Origin of the sequence: Streptomyces sp. NPDC001339, from assembly GCF_042895955.1 — a bacterium.
GTDB lineage: Bacteria > Actinomycetota > Actinomycetes > Streptomycetales > Streptomycetaceae > Streptomyces.
Genome location: NZ_JBIAWT010000002.1, coordinates 620,522 through 638,447 on the forward strand (window position 1 = coordinate 620,522; position 17,926 = coordinate 638,447).

Annotated in this window: 10 protein-coding genes and 1 pseudogene; 2 read left to right on the top strand and 9 right to left on the bottom strand. The window is 70.4% G+C overall.

Translation table 11 applies throughout. The features are described from left to right. Window positions 1–480: 480 nt before the first annotated feature. Complete coding sequence (locus ACFY12_RS07930; RefSeq protein WP_390714861.1) at window positions 481–1,569, bottom strand: FUSC family protein; 1,089 nt, start codon at window positions 1,567–1,569, stop codon at window positions 481–483. A gap of 98 nt (window positions 1,570–1,667) precedes the next feature. On the opposite strand from ACFY12_RS07930, the gene ACFY12_RS07935 reads away from it, so the two are divergent. Continuing rightward, the gene (locus ACFY12_RS07935) at window positions 1,668–2,321 is read left to right on the top strand and encodes a TetR/AcrR family transcriptional regulator (protein ID WP_390714862.1); all 654 of its coding nucleotides are present in this window, start codon (window positions 1,668–1,670) and stop codon (window positions 2,319–2,321) included. Between the two features lie 104 nt (window positions 2,322–2,425). Here ACFY12_RS07935 and ACFY12_RS07940 read toward each other — a convergent pair whose 3' ends face one another. The 4 genes and pseudogenes from ACFY12_RS07940 to ACFY12_RS07955 form a co-directional block, all read right to left on the bottom strand. After that, window positions 2,426–3,271 (bottom strand): hypothetical protein, encoded by an 846-nt coding sequence (locus tag ACFY12_RS07940; RefSeq protein WP_390714863.1) that lies wholly within the window; start codon window positions 3,269–3,271, stop codon window positions 2,426–2,428. Window positions 3,272–3,496: 225 nt separating this feature from the next. Beyond that, window positions 3,497–4,441, bottom strand: coding sequence for an alpha/beta hydrolase (locus ACFY12_RS07945; RefSeq protein WP_390714864.1), 945 nt, complete (start codon window positions 4,439–4,441; stop codon window positions 3,497–3,499). A gap of 61 nt (window positions 4,442–4,502) precedes the next feature. Further along, window positions 4,503–5,120, bottom strand: a complete 618-nt coding sequence (locus ACFY12_RS07950) for a TetR/AcrR family transcriptional regulator (RefSeq protein ID WP_390714865.1) — start codon at window positions 5,118–5,120, stop codon at window positions 4,503–4,505. Window positions 5,121–5,627: 507 nt separating this feature from the next. Further along, a pseudogene (locus ACFY12_RS07955) lies at window positions 5,628–6,307 on the bottom strand (cytochrome P450); the annotation flags it as partial. 768 nt (window positions 6,308–7,075) lie between these two features. Between ACFY12_RS07955 and ACFY12_RS07960 the strand changes: the two are divergent. Next, window positions 7,076–10,729, top strand: a complete 3,654-nt coding sequence (locus ACFY12_RS07960) for a BTAD domain-containing putative transcriptional regulator (RefSeq protein WP_390714866.1) — start codon at window positions 7,076–7,078, stop codon at window positions 10,727–10,729. 16 nt (window positions 10,730–10,745) lie between these two features. Here the strand turns inward: ACFY12_RS07960 and fabD are convergent, their stop codons facing one another. The 4 genes from fabD to ACFY12_RS07980 form a co-directional block, all read right to left on the bottom strand. After that, window positions 10,746–11,609, bottom strand: coding sequence for an ACP S-malonyltransferase (fabD, locus tag ACFY12_RS07965; protein WP_390714867.1), 864 nt, complete (start codon window positions 11,607–11,609; stop codon window positions 10,746–10,748). Window positions 11,610–11,654: 45 nt separating this feature from the next. Next, complete coding sequence (locus ACFY12_RS07970) at window positions 11,655–13,121, bottom strand: PucR family transcriptional regulator (RefSeq protein WP_390714868.1); 1,467 nt, start codon at window positions 13,119–13,121, stop codon at window positions 11,655–11,657. A 57-nt stretch (window positions 13,122–13,178) separates the two neighbouring features. After that, complete coding sequence (gene car, locus ACFY12_RS07975) at window positions 13,179–16,619, bottom strand: carboxylic acid reductase (protein WP_390714869.1); 3,441 nt, start codon at window positions 16,617–16,619, stop codon at window positions 13,179–13,181. Window positions 16,620–16,686: 67 nt separating this feature from the next. Further along, window positions 16,687–17,883: a cytochrome P450 gene (locus tag ACFY12_RS07980; RefSeq protein WP_390714870.1), complete on the bottom strand. Its 1,197-nt coding sequence runs from the start codon at window positions 17,881–17,883 to the stop codon at window positions 16,687–16,689. Between the last annotated feature and the right edge of the window lie 43 nt (window positions 17,884–17,926).

Genomic DNA, 17,926 nt, shown 5'->3' on the forward strand with positions numbered 1-17,926 from the left:
GCGGGGGACCGGCCGGGCCACAGCGGAGAGGCACTGGCCGGGACGGACACCGAAGGGGCCACACCGGCATCCCGCGTCCCCTCGTCAGGCGCGCAGCCAGCCAGCACCGTCCCCAAGGCCCCCACGGCCGTCAGCCCGGCCAGGACCGCGGTGAGGACGGGGACGGATCGCCGTCGGGCGGAGCGCAGCATGAGAAATCCAGCAATCGGGGCCTTCGAGGCCATGCGAGACGTGTGTGCAGAGAGGAGACATAGGTGTGAGGAGACATGCGTATATGGAGACAGACGGGCTCAGCCCCGGCTGCGTTGCCTCCACGCCCCGGTCAGCAACCGGTCACCACCGCGCAGGCTGCCTGGCCCACTGCGCCGTTCCGGACCGAAGCGCCTCCCCCTGCCGCCGTCCGACGGCCGCGATCGTCTACTCCGCCCTGATCGGCTGTGTGCGCCAGGATGCCTAGAAGGCCGGGCCTGGGACGGCCGGTCAACTGCAAGCCGGCACGGGCAGGCGAAAGCCGACCCTGGCATGGTGGCGGTGCGGCCACAGCAGATGTCCGACCACGGCGACGATCGCGATGCCGATAAGACTGTCAGCGAGGCGGGGGGCGAGCATGGCGGTGCCGGCGTGGCTCAACTGCTCGGACAGGAGCAGGATCAGGACGGTCACGGCGCCCGTCTGGAGCGTGTAGTTGAGGGCGGAAGCCCAGGGAAGCAGCACGGCCGCAGCGGTGATCACGGCGAGGTACTCGAAGCCGGGCGTGGCCCAGGCCAGGGCGGCACCCGCGATGAGCACCCCGGCCACGGTGCCGATGCTGCGCATCACGCCCCGGGCGAGGGGGTGGCCGAAGTCGGGTTTGAGGACGAAGGCGATGGTCAGCCCGATCCAGTAGGAGCGGGGCAGGTTCACGGCCATCGTCAGGACACCGGCCGAAGCTATGCACGCGGCGACCCGGAGGCCGTACAGGGCTGCCACCGGCGTGCGGATCAGCTCGGGCAGGCGGCTGCGTGCACGGCCCAGCCGCCTGTCGCCACGGACGGGCGGTGCCGCGGCGGTGGCCCGGCGGCGGCCGAGCATGGCCCAGTCGAGCAAGGACAGCCCAAGCAGGAACAGGCCGCCGAGGAACTGCTGGAGCAGCGACTGCCACCACGGGCCCGGCATCGGCATACCGGCGCCGACGACGGCCACTACCAGGAACACCATCCCAGCCGCTGAGGCGGTCGGGCCGAGCACGCTGACGAATCCGGAGACGAAGGCGGCCAAGGTGAGGATCACGACGCTCTGCCAGCCGCCACCGCCGGCCTGCATGCCCACCGCCAGGCCGGCAACGGCGGCAAGGACGGGCAGGCCGATCCCGGCAAGGCGGCCGCGGTAGCCGTCGACGTGGTCGGCGAAGACCGCGGGCAGGGCGCCGATGGCCACCATGGCCCACGGCTCGACGTTGCCACTGGCCATGCCGACGGCCACCGGGCCGGCGAGGGCAAGGGCGGCCCGCAGCATCGCCGCATACGGCGTGCGTCCCGGCCGCAGATGCAGTACATGTCCGGCCCAGCCGGGCAGGCGGGCGTGCCTCACGGAACCTCCTGAGGGTTCGACATCGAGAAATAGAGATACAGGACAGCCCTGTATCGAAACTAGTGTACGCTTTCCCCGAAGGGGAGAAGAGGGCATGTGTGCCCGTGGAGGCAGAGGGCGAGGCGACAGGGATCATGGCTGCCGGCTATCGGGAAGGCGCCGCACAACCGGGAGCGGGCGGCAGGCCCAGGCAGGGGCGCATCGACACCGCAGTGATAGCGGCCACCTTGGATCTGATCGGCCAGGACGGCGCGACGCTCAGCGGCCTCTCGCTGGTGGCTGTCGCACAGCGGGCCGGAGTGTCGAGGGGCAGCCTGTACCGGCGCTGGCCGGACAAGAATTCCCTCCTGGCCGATGTCCTGACCGCGGTGACCGAACCGCCCCCGCCGGTCCCGCCGCACGCCGCCCTACGGGAACGACTCCTGGCCGTGGCCGAGGGCGTCGCCCGCCGCGCCCGCGACCCACGGTCCCGGCGCCTCCTCCGGCTCCTGGCCGTCGAGCAGAGCCAGTTCCCCGCTCTGGCCGCACGCTACGAACGCGACGTGCTCGACCCGCGCCGCGCCTCCGCCGTCGACCTCATCACCCAGGCCCAGCGCGCCGGTGAGATCCGCTCCGATGTCGCCCCCGAGGTGATCCTCACCGCCCTGACCGCTCCCGCACTCGCCCTGACCTACGCGGGGTCCGACCACAACCAGCCGGACCTCGACGCCCAGATCGACCTGCTGATCACCGGCCTCCGGCCAACCCCGTAGCCCGGCCGCCGGATACGATCCGCCCTTTTATGTCCCCTCCGTCGCAGCAAGGGGCAGCGGACCCGGCGGCGCCGACTGTGACATGCCGGCCGTGACGTGCGGGGTCACGCAGGGGTCAATGGCAACTCGTACTCCATGAAGCGTGCTCCGATGCGCAGACCGGCCAGCGGCAGCGCACGGCGGACCACCTCGTCGTCGAATTCGCTGATGGTCAGCTCGGTGACGTCAGGATGGTCACGGCGCAGGCAGGTGAGGAGGTGCGCGAGGAGCGCGGCGAGGACGCGCGGGGCGGTGGTGTGATGGCGGATCCCCTCGCTGGCGTTGAGGTGAGACCCGCATCCGACCAGTCCGAGCGAGATCTCGGCGTCCGGTGCCGCCAGCGTGAGACCGGGGCCGGGCCGCTGCTGGACCGGCACGTCGGGCAAGCCGTCGGGAGGCTGCCAGGTGGCAGGCTCGGCGCTCCATTCCCGCGCGAGCTCGCGGCACACATCGGCATTCAACTCCGTCGCGGCCCGGCCGTCGACGCCCGTGTCCATGCCGCTGAACCGCAGAGTGCGGTATCCAGCGCCACCGGCCCCTTGCGCGGCATGCCGGTACAGACCGACGAAGACGTCGAACTCCTCGTCCGTAGGCGGGAGTTGGTCGTAGTAGCCGGTCGCGATACGGCGCGCCATGCGCGGCCCGTACAGCCCTTGTACGCGCGCGGCCCGATCACCTTCCGGCTCCTCGTACACCTCCGCCAAGCCCAGCAGGGAACCGTCCCGGCGGGCCGCGACCGCGCCGATGATGGTGCGCGGGCGCTCTTGGCCGTCCTGGTCCTCGGCGGTTTCCTCGTCCTGGTCCTCGACGACTTCCGGCACGGACTCGCCGATCCCCATGAACATCTCGTCCTCAAGACGCTCTGCCGCGTCCGGCCGCCCATCCCACACAAAGGATATTCCGGAAGACATACGCGAAGGGTACGTTGCGCGCCCCATGAACCCGGGCGCCGCGTCGCCGCAGGGCCGGCCGCCTTGGCCGCCACCCCTTGGCTGTCACTACAGGGTGTACACGCATCTCGTCGCGACGCCATCAACGCGGCCTCTTCTCGTCACTTGGGGATCAAGTGGCGTAGGGCAGGGAGGGCTTGCTGTGGCGCTCGTGTGGCGAGGGGCTGGGCAAGCGGTGGTTTTCGTTCAGGCCGTTGCTGACGTGAGCTGCTGTTCGAGCTGGATACACAGCTCGGTGAGGGCGGCATCGGCGGCTGGTGAGAGGGGGAACATGTTCAGGAAGCCGTGGATCATGCCGTCGTAGTTGCGTACGAAGACGTGCACCCCGGCGTTGCGGAGGGCTTGGGCGTAGGCGAGGCCCTCGTCGCGCAGGGGGTCGTACTGTGCGGTGCCGACGATCGCGGGTGCGAGTCCGGTGAGGCTCTCGGCGCGCAGTGGGGAGATCTTGGCCGAGCTGCGGACGGCGGGGTCGTCTCCGGCGTACAGGTGCTGGATGTCAGCGATGTTGTCGGCGGTGAGCAGGTAGCCGGTGGCGTTCTCGGTCCGGGAGGGGTACTGGCCGTCGAAGTCGGTTGCCGGGTAGGCGAGCAGCTGGGCGGCGAGGGGGCGGTCTTCGTCGCGGAAGGTCTGGGCGATCACGGCGGCGAGGTTGGCGCCGGCGCTGTCCCCGGCCACGGCGAGGCGGTCGCCCCGGGCCCCGTACTCCTCGATGCGGTCGGCGACGTGGCGCGCAACGGCCAGGCAGTCTTCGTAGGGTGCAGGGAAGGGGTGTTCCGGGGCCCGGCGGTAGTGGACGGCGACCACGACCGCGCCGACGTCGCGGCACAGGCGGCGGGCGACGAGGTCGTGACTGTCGAGGTCGCCGGTGATCCAGCCACCGCCGTGGAAGAAGACCACCGTCGGGACGGGCTCCGCGGAGGCCGGCCGGTAGATCCGCACGGGGATGTTTCCGGCGGGGCCGGGCACAGCGGTGTCGTGCACCGCCCCTACATCAACCCGGCAGCCGGCCGCCATGGCAGCCAGCTGCCCCTCCGCCTCGCGCAGCAGCCGGGGGTCGGTGCTGCGGATGGGCATCGATGTGGAGGCGTTCACCTGGTCGAGGACGGCCGCGATGGCCGGGTCGACGGGCATGGATGCACCTTTCCTCAAGGGGGCGGAAGAAGCGGTTTCCCCGTCGTGGAGGCCGACGGGGTCATCTGGGGGCGGTCTCCTCGGAGAGCACGTGGATGAGCAGCGGCAGCATGCGCCTGTGGAGGTCACCGGCCTCACCGCGCGCCTCGTCCGTGAGGCGCAGGGCGTTGCAGCCCTGGTGGAGGGCGATCAGCAGACGAGCCAGCTCGCGCAGATCGAGGGTCGGTCTGCGTCCGGCGCCCGCGAGCGTCCGCCCGACTGCCTCGGCCATGCGGTCGCACAGTGCGTCCTCGCGCTCGGCCAGCCGGCGTGCGGCCTCACGGTCGCGGGCTGCGTGCAGGACGAACTCGGAGCTGATGAGGAACCACCGCCGGTCCTCCTCCTGTCGCGCGGCGAGCATTCCCATCAGGTGGCCGATCGGATCTTCGGTGGTACGCCCGGTCTCGGCGGCAGCGTCCAGGAATTCGATCAGCCGGTCGGCCTGCGCGTCGTACAGGGCCAGGAAGAGCTCCTGCTTGTCGCGGAAGTTGGAGTAGAAGGCGCCACGGGTCAGTCCCGCGCGATCACAGATGTCGCCGATCGAGGCACCGTGAAAGCCGCGTTCGGCGAACACCTCCAGTGCGCCGTCCAGCAGGCTGGCCACGGTACGCGGCCGGCGCTTGGTGGGTGACTTCGGCACCGGATGACCTCCTGCTTCCTAGCAGCTCGCGTGAGCCATACCCCTAGCCATACGATACAGATCCGTATCCGATACATGACTGTACCGGATACGGATCTGTGCGCAATCGGTCGACAGCTCCGAAAACTCCCGAGGACTCGCGTCGACCCCGAAGGCGGCGATAAGTGCCGTACCGTTGGCTTCCTCAATGGCCTGTGCCGAGCGGTCGGCGTGATTACCAGACAGCAGGTTCACCGGCAGCGCGACGGTCGGGAGTCAGAGCGTTGAGAAAGGCATTCGTGTGCTGCAACTGGAGAGCAGCTACAGCCCTGGGCTCGCGCGGCGACCGGCTCGGTGCAACCGACGGCGGAGACGGTTCTCCGTCCTAGCCCTTGCGGGCGTGGTAGGTGCGGCGCACAGTCTCCGCTCATGTCTGCGGACTGGGCGCTGTGGGCGTCGGGTGAAAAGTGGCTCCAGCACCAAGAGCGATTCAGAGCTATTTTTCAGGCGGCGTCGACACGGGTCTGGCTACAGAGCAACTGGTAGGGCTTTGAGGCCGCGCATCAGGCGTGTTTGTCGCCATTCCAGGTCTTCGCCGTTGGCGGCGAGGTGGATGCCGGGGAAGTACATGATGACCGTTCGGAGTGCGATCTCCGCTTCGGCTCGGGCGAGCGGCGCCCCCAGGCACCGGTGGATGTCGTGGCCGAAGGCCAGGTGGGCCTTGGCGTCGCGGCTGAGGTCGAGTTCATCGGGCTCGGCGAAGCGCGCCGGGTCACGGTTGGCAGCTCCGGGGGCGATGAGTACAGGCACGCCGGCGGGGATGTCGGTACCGCCGAGGGTGAGCGGTTCGGTGCTGTAGCGGAATGTGGCGATGCCCAGGGGGAGTCGAAGCGCAGCAGTTCGTCGAGTACGGCGCTCATCAGCCCTGGCTCGTCTCGCAGTTGTGCGAGCGAGGCTGGGTGCTGGAGAAGCGCCAGGGCGGCGTTGCCGATGAGGTTGGTGGTGGTTTCGTGGCCGGCCACCACCAGGAGCACGGCCAGGGAGACAACTTCGTCCTGGGTGAGGGGGCCGTCGTCACCGCTGTGTGTGACGAGGTCGTGGAGGAGGCTGTCGTCGGGACTCTTCTGCTTGGACGCGACGAGTTCAGTCATGTAAGTGGCGAGGGCGTGGGAAGCGGCGTCGATGCGTTCAGCCTGGCCGTCCCGGAAAGCGAACTCCGCCGCCATACTCAGACATTCACCCAGCACCTCTCCGGCGTTCCCATCAGCTGGTGACCTGCCGCACTCTAGGCCGTGCTTTCTGCCCATCTGATCAGTGGCCCCGGAGTGCCGTTGACTGATGCCCAGTGGGCGCGGATCGAGCCGCTGCTGCCGGTCCGGACACCGAAGTGGGGCGGACGGTGGCGGGACCATCGAGAGGTGGGGACAGGACATGAGACACCGCGCGCGTCGATGCCGGCACTGGCTGGGTTTGCTGCTGACGGCACTTCCCTGTCGTTCTGCACTTTGTGCGCGGACGGGCCACAGAAGGTCTTCTGCGTAGTCATCACCAGCGGTGGGCAAACGCAGACCGCCCGGATCCTGAACGGTCCATGAAGTCTGCGAGTCGACCGGCACCGCACATGCGCATCGGAACGATACTTCTTGACTCCTTCCCCATGGCGAGGAGCCTTGGTGAAGGTCTGTCCAGCGGGTGACGGCGAAGGTGCCATCGCGGGATTCGACCGCGGCTTCCGTGTTCGGGGGTGGTTTCCGATGACGGGCGTCTGCGGCACCCTCCTTGCAGCGGACTGGTCGGGACGCTGCCGGACTTCTGCCGTCAAATGCAGGGATTTTCGGCCAATCTTGTCGAAGCCCTTGCAGGGCTGGCCGCTTCACCACCGTTCTCTGTGTAAGGCTCCGGTGCGGAAGGGCACGGCCGCACTGCGCCATCCGCCCGTCAGTACGATCGCGCGTGCGAGAACGATTGGGACCGAAATGCGTTCATTCCTGACGCCGAATACGCCGCCGACCACCCAGACACCTGAGGTCGGGCCGCACGAGCCTCCCCTCCTACTGAGCGTTCTGGGCCCCATGTCGGCACGTCACGACGGCCGCGATCTCCCACTCGGTCCGCCACGTCGCAGGGCCCTGCTCGCCTTGCTCCTCATACGCCTGGGGCGCGTGGTGCCTACGGAACTGCTCATCGAGGAGCTGTGGGGCGAGGAGCCCCCGCGTCAGGCCCTGGCCACGCTCCACAGCCACCTGTCCCACCTGCGCCGCGCACTGCAGTCGTCGTCCAGACCGGACCGCCCCACCGTGCTGCGCCACCGCGCGCCCGGCTACGTCCTGGAACTCGTCTCCGAACAAGTCGACGGCTGCCGCTTCGAGCGCCTGGTCGCCGAAGGGCGGCGGCTGCTGGAACGAGGCGACCCGCGTACCGCGCGGGACCGGTTCACGGCAGCCCTGTCACTGTGGCGGGGCTCGCCCTATGCGGAGTTCAACGGCCATCCTCCGCTCAGCGACGAGAGTTCACGCCTCGAAGACGTCCGGCTCACAGCCGTGGAGTCCTGCGCGGAGGCCCAACTCGCACTTGGAGCGGCCCAGGAAGTGGCTGCGGGCCTCGACCGCGAGGTGCGCCTCCACCCGGCGCGAGAACGCCTGGTCGGCCACTTGATGACGGCCCTGTCCCAGCTCGGGCGTCAAGCCGAGGCCCTCGAAGTGTACGAACGGACCCGCGCCTACCTGGACGAGGAGTTCGGCGTGGGAACGGCCGCCGGACTCCGCGGGATCAGGACCGCGATCCTGCGCCAGGAGCCAGGGGTGGGCGGGCCCGCCGCGGGACCGCGTCCCGGTCGCCCCGAACCGGCCGGGCCCGCGCTGGGAGCCACGGTGATCGGCGGAGCCACGGCGAACGACGGCGACGGTGCACGAGGGGCGGAGGCAGGCCCGCCGCGCGCGGCGCAACAGCCCGAGCGACCGACAGCGGCCGAGGCATCCGAGGGGGTCGGCAGGGCAGCAGCGGCTCCGGACGAGCCGTTCGTAGCAGACTGCGGTGCTGACGCTCCCCAGGACGACACGCTGTCCGCGGGACCGGGAAAGGACGGAAGCGCTGCCGCGGACGGGACGAGGGCGGACGGCCCCACCGCCGGACGCGGATCCGCACGCCGGCCGGTGACGATCATCGCGGACTCGCGGTCGACCACCGCAGATCCCCATGAGCGCGCGCGGCCGGCGCAGGGTGGGAAGGCCCGGGAGGACGACACGCGCACCGAGGCCTTACGGCCGGAGTGCGGAGGTCCGGGCGCCCAGTCGCCGTTCACCGGCCGCAGCGAGGAGTTGCAGCGCCTGACAGCCGCGGCGGCGAGCGCGCTCGCCGGTCACGGCCACGTTGCGGGCGTCCTCGGCCCCGCCGGCGTCGGCAAGACCCGTCTGCTCCTCGAACTCGTACCGCGGCTGGCAGCCCTCCGCGCAGGCCAGGACGGTGACGATCAGGATGACGCCGGCCTGGAGGTGATCTGGGGTCACTGCTTCCTGGACGAGGGGGTGCCGACGTACTGGGTGTGGACCCAGATTCTCCGCCGCCTGTCCGCGACTCGCCCGGACGCCTTCCGCGAGGCGGCGGAACCGTTCGGCTCCCTGCTTGCCCCGCTGATGCCCGAGCGCGCGGCCCGGCCCGGCGGACCGGCCGCTGAATCCGACTGGGGCCGGGCCCGGTTCCTCACCCACGACGCGGTCTGCGAAGTCTTGCTCGCCCTCGCCGCTCAGCGCCCACTCGTCCTGCTCATGGAGGACCTGCACTGGGCCGATACCGCCTCCCTGGACCTCCTCAGACTGCTGAGCACCCGCAGCCAGGGCCACCCGCTCGGCATCGTCCTGACCGCCCGGGAGTACGAGATCGAGTCCGACGCGACGCTGCGCCGCATGCTCTCCGAAGTCCTGCGCGGCCCCAGGACCGAGACCCTGCGGCTCGGCGGCCTGTCCCGCAGCGCTGTCTCCGATCTCGTCGTCGCCCAGGCCGGGCCCGGCGTCGACGCGCGGGTCGTCGAGTTGCTGCATCGGCGCAGTGAAGGCAACCCGTACTTCGTCATGGAGCTCCTCTCCCTCCTGGGCGACGCCCGCAGCCTGCGGCGGCCCGACGCGGCGGACGTGCTCCTGACCCGCGTCCCGACGGGCGTCCGCGAGGCGCTGCACCAGCGGTTCGCCGCACTGCCCGAGGCGGTGCTGCGCGTGCTGCGGCTGTGTGCCGTCATCGGCACCGAGGTCGACACCGATCTGCTGGAACGCACCGCCACCGAGGAAGAACCGGTCGCCACGGCGCTGGAGTCGGCGATCCGAGCCGGGCTGCTCGGCGAGGACCCCCACCACCCGGACCGGCTCCACTTCACCCACGCCCTGGTCCAGGAGACGCTCATCGACGAGCTCCCCCGCGAAGACCGGCGGCGGCTGCACGCGAGGCTCGTCGAGGCGATATCCAGTGGCAGGCTCGGACAGGTGGAGGATGAGGAGATCGAACGGATCGCCCACCACGCCTGGCACGCCAAGAGCGCACTGCCGATCACAGAAACGCTTCCCCTGCTGCTGCGTGCCGCCGAGCAGGCCGAGCAGCAACTCGCCTACGAACAGGTGGAGATCTGCCTGCGCCGCGCGGTGCACCTGGTCGGCCTGCTGCCGCCCGGCGACCCCTCGGCCGCGCCCCTGAACCAGCGGCTGCACGTTCAACTCGGCCAGGTGCTGGCCACTACCCGGGGCTACGGTCATGTCGAGGCCGAGACGGCACTCGCCCGCGGACGGGCCCTCAGCGCAGCCACTCGCTCCCCCGAAGACCCGTCGGTGCTCTGGGCCCTGTGCGCGGCGTACATCGTCACCGGCCGCTACGACGCCTCACGCAAGTTCTCGGGCCTGCTGCGGGACCTCGCCGACCGGACCGGCCAGCCCGTCGCCGTGCTCGGCGCGGCCTACGGCGAGGGCCTCGTCCTGCACGTCCGCGGCCGGTTGCGGCAGGCGCTCGCCGAACTGGAGCACGGCGTCGCCATGGCGGACCGGTACGCCAGCGAGGGTCACTCCCTGGCCCGCACCTTTCAGCACGACCCACGCGTCTCCTGCCGATCCTACGAAACCTTCACCCACTGGCTCATGGGCGACCGCAAGACCGCCACGGCACGCCGTCGCGAAATACTGCGCTTCACCGAGTACGACAGCAGGCCCTCCGACCGCTCCTTCGCTCTCTACGTGGACGCGGTCGTGGCGGCTTGGGAAGGCGATGCGCGTACGGCCCGCGCTTCCGGTGCCGAGGGAGCCCGCTTGGCGGGCGAACACGGACTGCGCTACTGGAAGGCGATGCTCGGCGTGCTGGAGGGCTGGGGCCGCACGCACTCCGGACAGGAGGACGGCCTCGCCCTGATGCACTCCTCCCTCGCCGAACTCCGCAACTGCAGAACCCATGTGCGCCGCCCCCTCCATCTGGGCCTCCTCGGCCAGGCCCAGCACCGGGCCGGACGGACGGAGGACGCGAAGACCACCTTCCGCGCGCTCCTCGCAGCCGTTGCCCAGCGGGACGAACAGATCTACCTTCACCCGGAGCTCCCCGCCACCCGCCTCCTCCACGACCTCCTGGGCCGTGGGGCCGCGGAGGAGGTGGCGGCCGGTTGAGGGGTGGTCCACGACCTCAATGGGGCGCCCGCTGACCAGAAGCGCTGATCTTCCGCACCATGCCGACGAGGGACCGGCCGCCCACCTCTTCGCACTCCAGCGGAGAGTCCTGGTCGAGCAGGTGGCGGATGCTGTCGGTCCACCGCACGGGCCGGGTGAGCTGGTCACCGAGAGTCCGGACGAACTCGCCCCGCACATGGGGGAGACCGGATACGTTGGCGATCACCGGTGTATGCGGGTGCGCGAAGGTGAACTCCCTCAGGTACTCCTCGAACTCGACGCGCGCGGCGTCCATGTACCGGGAGTGGAACGGCCCGCCGACCCGCAGCGGGACGAAGCGCACGTCCCGCCGCGTGAGCGCCTGATGCGCGCCGCGCAGGGCTTCGTCCGGGCCCGCGATGACGGTCTGGTCGTCGGTGTTGAAGCCCGCCACGTCGACCGCCTCGACGCCGTCCTCCTCGAAGATGTCAAGGAGGCGTTGCCCGGAGATGTCCAGCACCGCGGTCATGCCTCCACCGGAGGCCGCAGCCATGAGTTCGCCCCGCTTCTTGACCAGTCGCAGTCCGGTCTGGAAGTCGAAGACCCCGGCGGCCAGCAGGGCGTTGTACTCGCCGAGACTGTGCCCGAGGTAGTAGTCGGCGCGGCGCTCCTCGCGGCGCTCCCTCTCGAACGTGTGCAGGGCGTTGACGACGAAGAGCGCCGGCTGAGTGCATTCCGTTCGCGCCAGGATGTCGTCAGGGTTGTCCCGGCAGACCGCGGCGAGGTCGTATCCCAGGAGATCGCAGGCGAACTCCGTGAGCGCGGGATAGTGGTCGAAAACATCCGCGCCCATTCCCCGGAACTGCGCCCCTTGTCCGGGGAAGAGAACTGCAAATGGCATGGCGTCTCCCAGAGCGGAAATTCGGTGATGGCGAGTCGGTTTCGGTCAGCTGCCCGCATCGGGACCGTCGAGGGCGGCCCGGCCGAGTACGTCGAAGAGCAGCAGCGCGCTGTGCAGCCGCAGGCGGTCTTCCTGGACCGGGCGGCCCAGGAGGCGCTCGGCCTTCCTGATCCGGTAGGCGACGCTGCTCTTGGCGATGTGCAGTCGGTCGGCGACGGCGGACATACTGCGCTCCATGTCCAGATAGCACTTGACGGTGGCCCTCAGTTCGGACATGTCGTCGGTGACCAGCGGACCCAGTTCGCGGCGGACGAACTCGGTGCTGAGGTCGGGCCGGGAGCGGAGCAGAACGGCCAGCTCCAGTTCGGCGTAGTCGTACGGCGGCCTTCGGTCACCGGCGCCGACGCCGGCCGCGTGGATGATCCCGGCCGTCTCCCTGGCCTGCCGGTGGCTCGTCCGGAAGCCCTCGATCCCCTCACCCGGCAGCCCCGCCGCGATGTGCACCGCCGGGGACGTGGCGACCTGCCGGTGCGGTCCGTCGCCGTGGCGCAGCTGACGAAGCGACAGGGGACGTCCGCGGGTGCGCGAGCCCCACGCCCACAGCGACGACACTCCGACGGGGACGGTCAGCAGTGCGGAGCACCCGGCGCTGCGCAGCAGCTCCGTGGCGGCGGCGGCCAGGTCCGCTGTACCACCGGTCTCCCAGTCGTCGCGCCAGACGACGAGCGCGAGATGGCTGCGGCTGATGTCGTAGCCGAGCCGCAGGAACGCCTGCGGCGCGTCCACGTCCGCGCCGTCGAGGATGTCGAGGACCAGTTCCTGATGGTGTGCAGCGGCGCTTCCGAACCAGCCCCGCCGCTCGTTCTCGGCCTGCTCGGCCAGGGTCAGGAGGATGTGCTGCACCTTGGCCACCAGCGCCTCGGACAGCGTGCGGGTGACGTTCGCCGCCTCCGTTGGGCCGAGAACGTCATGGCACGACCGGAATAACTCACCTACCAGACAGTCCAGCTGGCTCTTCAGGGAGTGGAACGTCCCGCCCACGGGAAGGTTGCGACGGGTGAACTCGCGGACGGGCACGCCGACGATCTCCGGGATGTCGTCGTCGGCGTATCCGGCCAGGCAGGTGAGGAAGTACAGCGCCAGCGCCTCCGCACTGCGCGCCCTCAGATCGTCGGGAACCCTGGACAGCACGGAGACCCCGGCCGGTGCGGTCGGCTGCCGGCCCGTGTGCCGGGAGGCGGCGACGGGCCCCTCCGCCTGGTCGGGGGCTGCCGCGGCCATCAGGCCGGCCACCTCCACGGCCCAGCCCACGGCTCCGTCGCCGATCAGCAGCCGAGCCTCACGGAGAGCCTTCTCCTCGCTCACCGCTTCCAGGAGCGCGGCGGCGTTACGGGGCCGCAACCGCAGGATCCACGACTGGTACGGCGGGGACGGAAACCCGCCGGTCGTTCTTGGGCCGTCCGACTCGGCCAGGACATGGAGGCGATCGCGCGGACCGCTGAGTTGATTCATGGGTGCTCGTCCTCGTTCGGGGCGGTGCGGGATGTCACCGGTGGTCTCGCGGGCCGGCTACAGGAGGCCGAGCCCGAGCAGGTCGGTGACGTACTTGCGGACGAGGTCGGCCGACAGGTGGGGGATGTCCTTGCCGGGACCGATCTCGGCGTCTTTCACGGCTGCGTGGAACCGCTCGGCGGAGAGCGCCGGGCCGACCCCGCCTTCCTCGGGCTGCGCGAAGGCCTGCAGCAGCGGCAGCAGCGAGTGCTGACGCTTCTTCTGAGGCAGGGCACGCAGCGCGGCCGTGAACCGGGTGAGCCATGCGTCGTAGTCGTCGATCCGCTGGATCGGGTGGCCGGCCTCGGTGAGCCAGTCGACGCAGGTGTCCAGCGAGACGCCGTCGTCGTGCGGGTTCCGTACATGGAAGGTCCGGTGGCCCTCGGTGACCCGCGCGCCCAGTGTGGTGATGGCCTCGGCGCTGAAGTCGACCGGCAGACCGTCGTAGTGCGCTCGGGCGCCGCTCCGGTAGAACGAGCTCGGCGCGACGCCGGTGGCGACCAGGCTGAGCAGGAGCCGGGTGAAGAGGTCGGGCACATTGACCTGACCGGTGTACCTGGTGTGTGCGAGGAGGATGTTGGAGCGGAAGACCCCGACCGGCAGGCCGTACCGCTCGTGCGCCTCCCGCAGCAGGACTTCGCCGGCCCACTTGCTGGTCGCGTATCCGTCGGCGTAGCCCTGACCGACGCGCCGCGTCGGGACGGCGGCGCGGATATCGGCGTCCTCGTCGAGTGCCGTGGCCGAGGTGCCGAGCTGCACGGCGACGGTGGAGACGTAGGTGACGGGCTTCATCCGCGTGGTGAGCGCCAACCGGATCAGTTCGGCCGTACCGACGACGTTGGGGCCGAACAACTGGCTGTAGGGCAGCACGTGGTTGACCAGGGCGCCCGGGTGGACGATGAGATCCACGGTGTCGGCCAGTCTGCGCCAGGTGTCCTCGTCCAGGCCAAGACGCGGCTCGCCGAGGTCCCCCGCGAGCACCTCCAGGGACGTGCCGGCCGCTTCCCGGTAGCGCCGGAGCAGTGCGGCGTCGCCGCTGTCGAACGCTTCCGCCAGCCGTCGCGCCGCCGTGGCCGAGTCGCTGCCGCGGACGATGCAGATCAGCCTGCCGCCCGAGGAGGCCAGCCGCTCCAGCCATTCCAGGCAGAGGAACCGGCCCAGATAGCCGTTGGCCCCGGTCAGCAGGACGGTCCGCACGCCGCCGTCGGGGTGGGGCAGTGCGGGGGCGGCGGCGAGCGTCGACGCGTCGAGGAACTTCTCCAAGTCGAGGTCACCGGCACGGACCTCGGTGCTGTGCTCGCCGTGTACGGAGGCGAACGTCGGCCGCCGTGCCCCGGACCGGCGTTCCGCCTCGATGTACCGCGCCACCCCTGCCAGGTCGTTGGCCGGGCTGAGGACCACCCCGACCGGAACCTCGACGTGGAAGATCTCCGCCAGCAACTGGGAGAAGGACAGCGCGGACAGGGAGTCCCCACCCAGGTCCGTGAAGTGCGCGCCGGCGCTCGGGCTGGCGTCCGAGGAGCCCAGCAGCGCCTGGGCGGCCCGGCCGACCGTCTCCACCACCGGCCGGTCCGTCCCGGCCTGCCGCAGCTCGCGCAGCTGCCGGTCCTGTCCCTCGGCGAGTTCGCCGTACAACCGTTCAAGGGCGGCACCGTAGCGTTCCTTCAGCCGGGGGCGCAGGACCTTGTGGCTCTCGGTGTACAGGCCGTTCTCGGGGCTGAAGGGCTCGGTCTCGATCAGGAAGTCGCGCGGGATCTCGTACGAGTTGAGTCCGGCTTCCCTGGCGATGTGCTGGAGCGACGCGCCGAGCGACGACCTGAGCGACGCGAGATCCCCGCCGTACCGGGCCAGCGCGTCCGGGGTGGGCACCACCACCGCGAGCAGGTACGCGCGTTCGCTGTTGCCGTACACGTAGATCTGGCGGACGAGAGGACTGCCGAGGAAGACGGTCTCCAGGCGGGAGACGGCCACGAACTCGCCCTGGGAGAGTTTCAGGGTGTCCTTGGTGCGGTCGACGTGGACGAGCCGGTCCGGCCCGATCTCGGCGAAGACGTCGCCGGTCCGGTAGTAGCCGTCCTCGTCGAAGAGCTCGGCGGTGAGCTCCGGACGCTTGTAGTACCCGGGAACGAGGGTCTCCGACTTGAGCAGCAGTTCCCCGCGCGGATACGGCAGGTCGGTGCCGTAGTAGCCGAGTTCCGGGACGTCCACCAGCTTGTAGTCGATCACGGGCGGACGTTGCACCACCGTGTCCAGCAGGACCCCGCCCGCTTCGGTGGACCCGTAGCCGGTGTACAGGTGGATACCGAGGCAGGACTCGACGAAGGCCGCCAACTCGTCGGACAGCGGGGCGGTACCGACGAACGCCTTGGCGACCCGCCCGCCCAGGACGTTCTCCCGCAGGTCCTGCTTGACCGCCGCCTCGACGTCACCCGGCTCACTGGCCCGCCGGTCCAGTTCGCTGCGGTACCGCTGGAACAACATGTCGCAGATGCGCGGAACCATGGTCAGTTCCGTGGGGCGGACCAGCGCGATGTCCTCGAACAGGGTGGACAGGTCGCTCTTGGCGGTGAAGTAGCCGACGCCGCCCCGGACGAGCGAGCCCATCAGCGCGTAGCGGCCGGCGAGGTGGCTGTGCGGCATGTAGAGGACGCTGACCGCGGGCACGTCCGCTGACCCGTAGCTGAACCCGTACCATGCGGTGCCGACCAGCCGCTGGGTGTACATGGCCCCCTTGGGGGCTCCGGTGCTGCCGGACGTGTAGATGAGCAGGGACAGCGGATCGTCGCCCGGGTCGGCGGTGAACAGGGGAGGGGCTGGCAGTTCTCCGCCCCGGTCGATCACCTCCGCCAGTGTGTCGACGACCACCGGGCCGCCGGCCTCGGCCAGGCGCCGCCGGGCGAGGGCGAGGGCGGCACGCTGCCCGGCGTCCTCGGGGCGGTGGTCGAACACGGTCAGGCGCCGGATCGACGTCGCCCCGAGGACCAGGTCGACGGCGTTGTCCAGGTGCTCGGTGCTCGCGGCGAGGACGTGTGGCTCGGTCTCCGCGATGATCGCCCGCAGCTGGTCCGGGTGCGCGCTGTGCTGGAGGGGCACGGGTACGACGCCCACGTGGATGCACGCCAGGTCGAGCGTCGCATGGTCGATGCTCGGGAAGCCCAGGGTGCACAGCCGGTCCCCCGCGCCCAGCGGGTACTCAGGGTCCTGGTGCCACCGGCCGGCGACCGCACGGACGCGGGCCCACAGCTCGCGGTAGCTCACGGTGTCGAACCGGGGGAGCAGCTGCCCCGTCGACGGATCTTTGGCCCGTTCACCGAGGGCAGGCCGGTCCCCGTGGCTCTCCATGACGGCCGCCATGACCTCGGCGAGTGCCTGGCCCGGATCGACGGATGCCAGAACCTCGGCGAGCCCCCTGCCCGGATCGTGGGCGGGCGCGGTGTCCGCATCCCGTGGTACAGCCATGATCAGCTCTCCTGTGGTGTTTCGGTGCTGTCGGCAAGTTGTGTGTGATCGGGGCGCCGGGCGGTTCTCACCAGCTGACCGGCAGCGCCGCCACTCCGCGGACCAGGCGCTCGGTCCGCCAGGACAACTGGTCGGCCGGAACGGCGAGCCGCAGACCGGGCATACGGTCGATCAGGATCTCCAGGACGACGCGCAGCTCCAACCGGGCCAGTTGGGCGCCGAGGCAGTGGTGGAGACCGTGCCCGAAGGTGACGTGCGGGACGCGCTCACGCTGGAAGTCGATCTCGTCGGGCCGCTCGAACACCTCGGCGTCGTGGTTGGCCATTCCCAGTTCGGCCACCACCGCGTCACCGGCGCGGATGAGCTGCCCGCTCAGTTCCACGTCCTCGGTGGCGACACGGGTGAAGCCGGCGGTCGCGCTGTTCGGGATGAACCGGAGGAGTTCCTCAACCGCCTTGGGGACGAGCGCGGGGTCGGCGCTGAGCTGCTGCCAGAGGGCGGGCCGGGTCAGCAGCGTGTAGACGAAGTTGCCGATCTGGTTGGCGGTCGCCTCCTGTCCGGCGGAGAGCAGGCTGACGCCGAGACCGATCAGCTCCTCCTCGCTGAGCGGGTCGTCCTCGTCGTCCTCGGCGACCAGTTCGCCGAGCAGGTCGTCGGTGGGGGTGACGCGGCGCTGCGCGATCAGACCGGCGAGGTACTCGTCGAGCTGTGCGCGGGCCCGCGCGGCTTGCTCGGGGTCGGCCAGCATCAGCAGGCCGTCCACCCACTCACTGAACCGTTCGCGGTCGGCGAGGGGCACTCCGAGCATTTCGCAGATCACCGTGATCGGCAGCGGCCAGGTCAGGGCCGTGGTCAGATCGGCCGGCGCCCCCGTCGCCACCATGGCGTCGAGCAGTTCGTGCACGATCTCCTGGATGCGCGGGCGCAGTGCTTTCAGCCGGCGGACGGAGAAGGCGTTCATCACCCGGCGCCGCAGCCGGGTGTGCTCCGGCGGGTCCATGCTGAGCATCGAGGTGCGGGGCAGACCGACCGCGACCGTGCGGGGCACGTGGTCACCCACGGCGGCGGCGCGGCTGAACCGGGGGTCGGCCAGTACTGTCCTGACGTCCGCGTGCCGTGTGACCAGCCAGCCGTCGCCGCCGAAGGGCAGGCGTACGCGCAGCACGGGCTGTTCGCCGCACAGCTCCACCAGCGTCGGGTCCAGGTCGAGCCGGGTGATCGGGCCGAATGGGTAGGACCGTACTTCTTCCTCTGCCGTGGTCATCGTGCGCATCCTTTGCGTGGTGTCGAGAGGTGCATACGGGGTG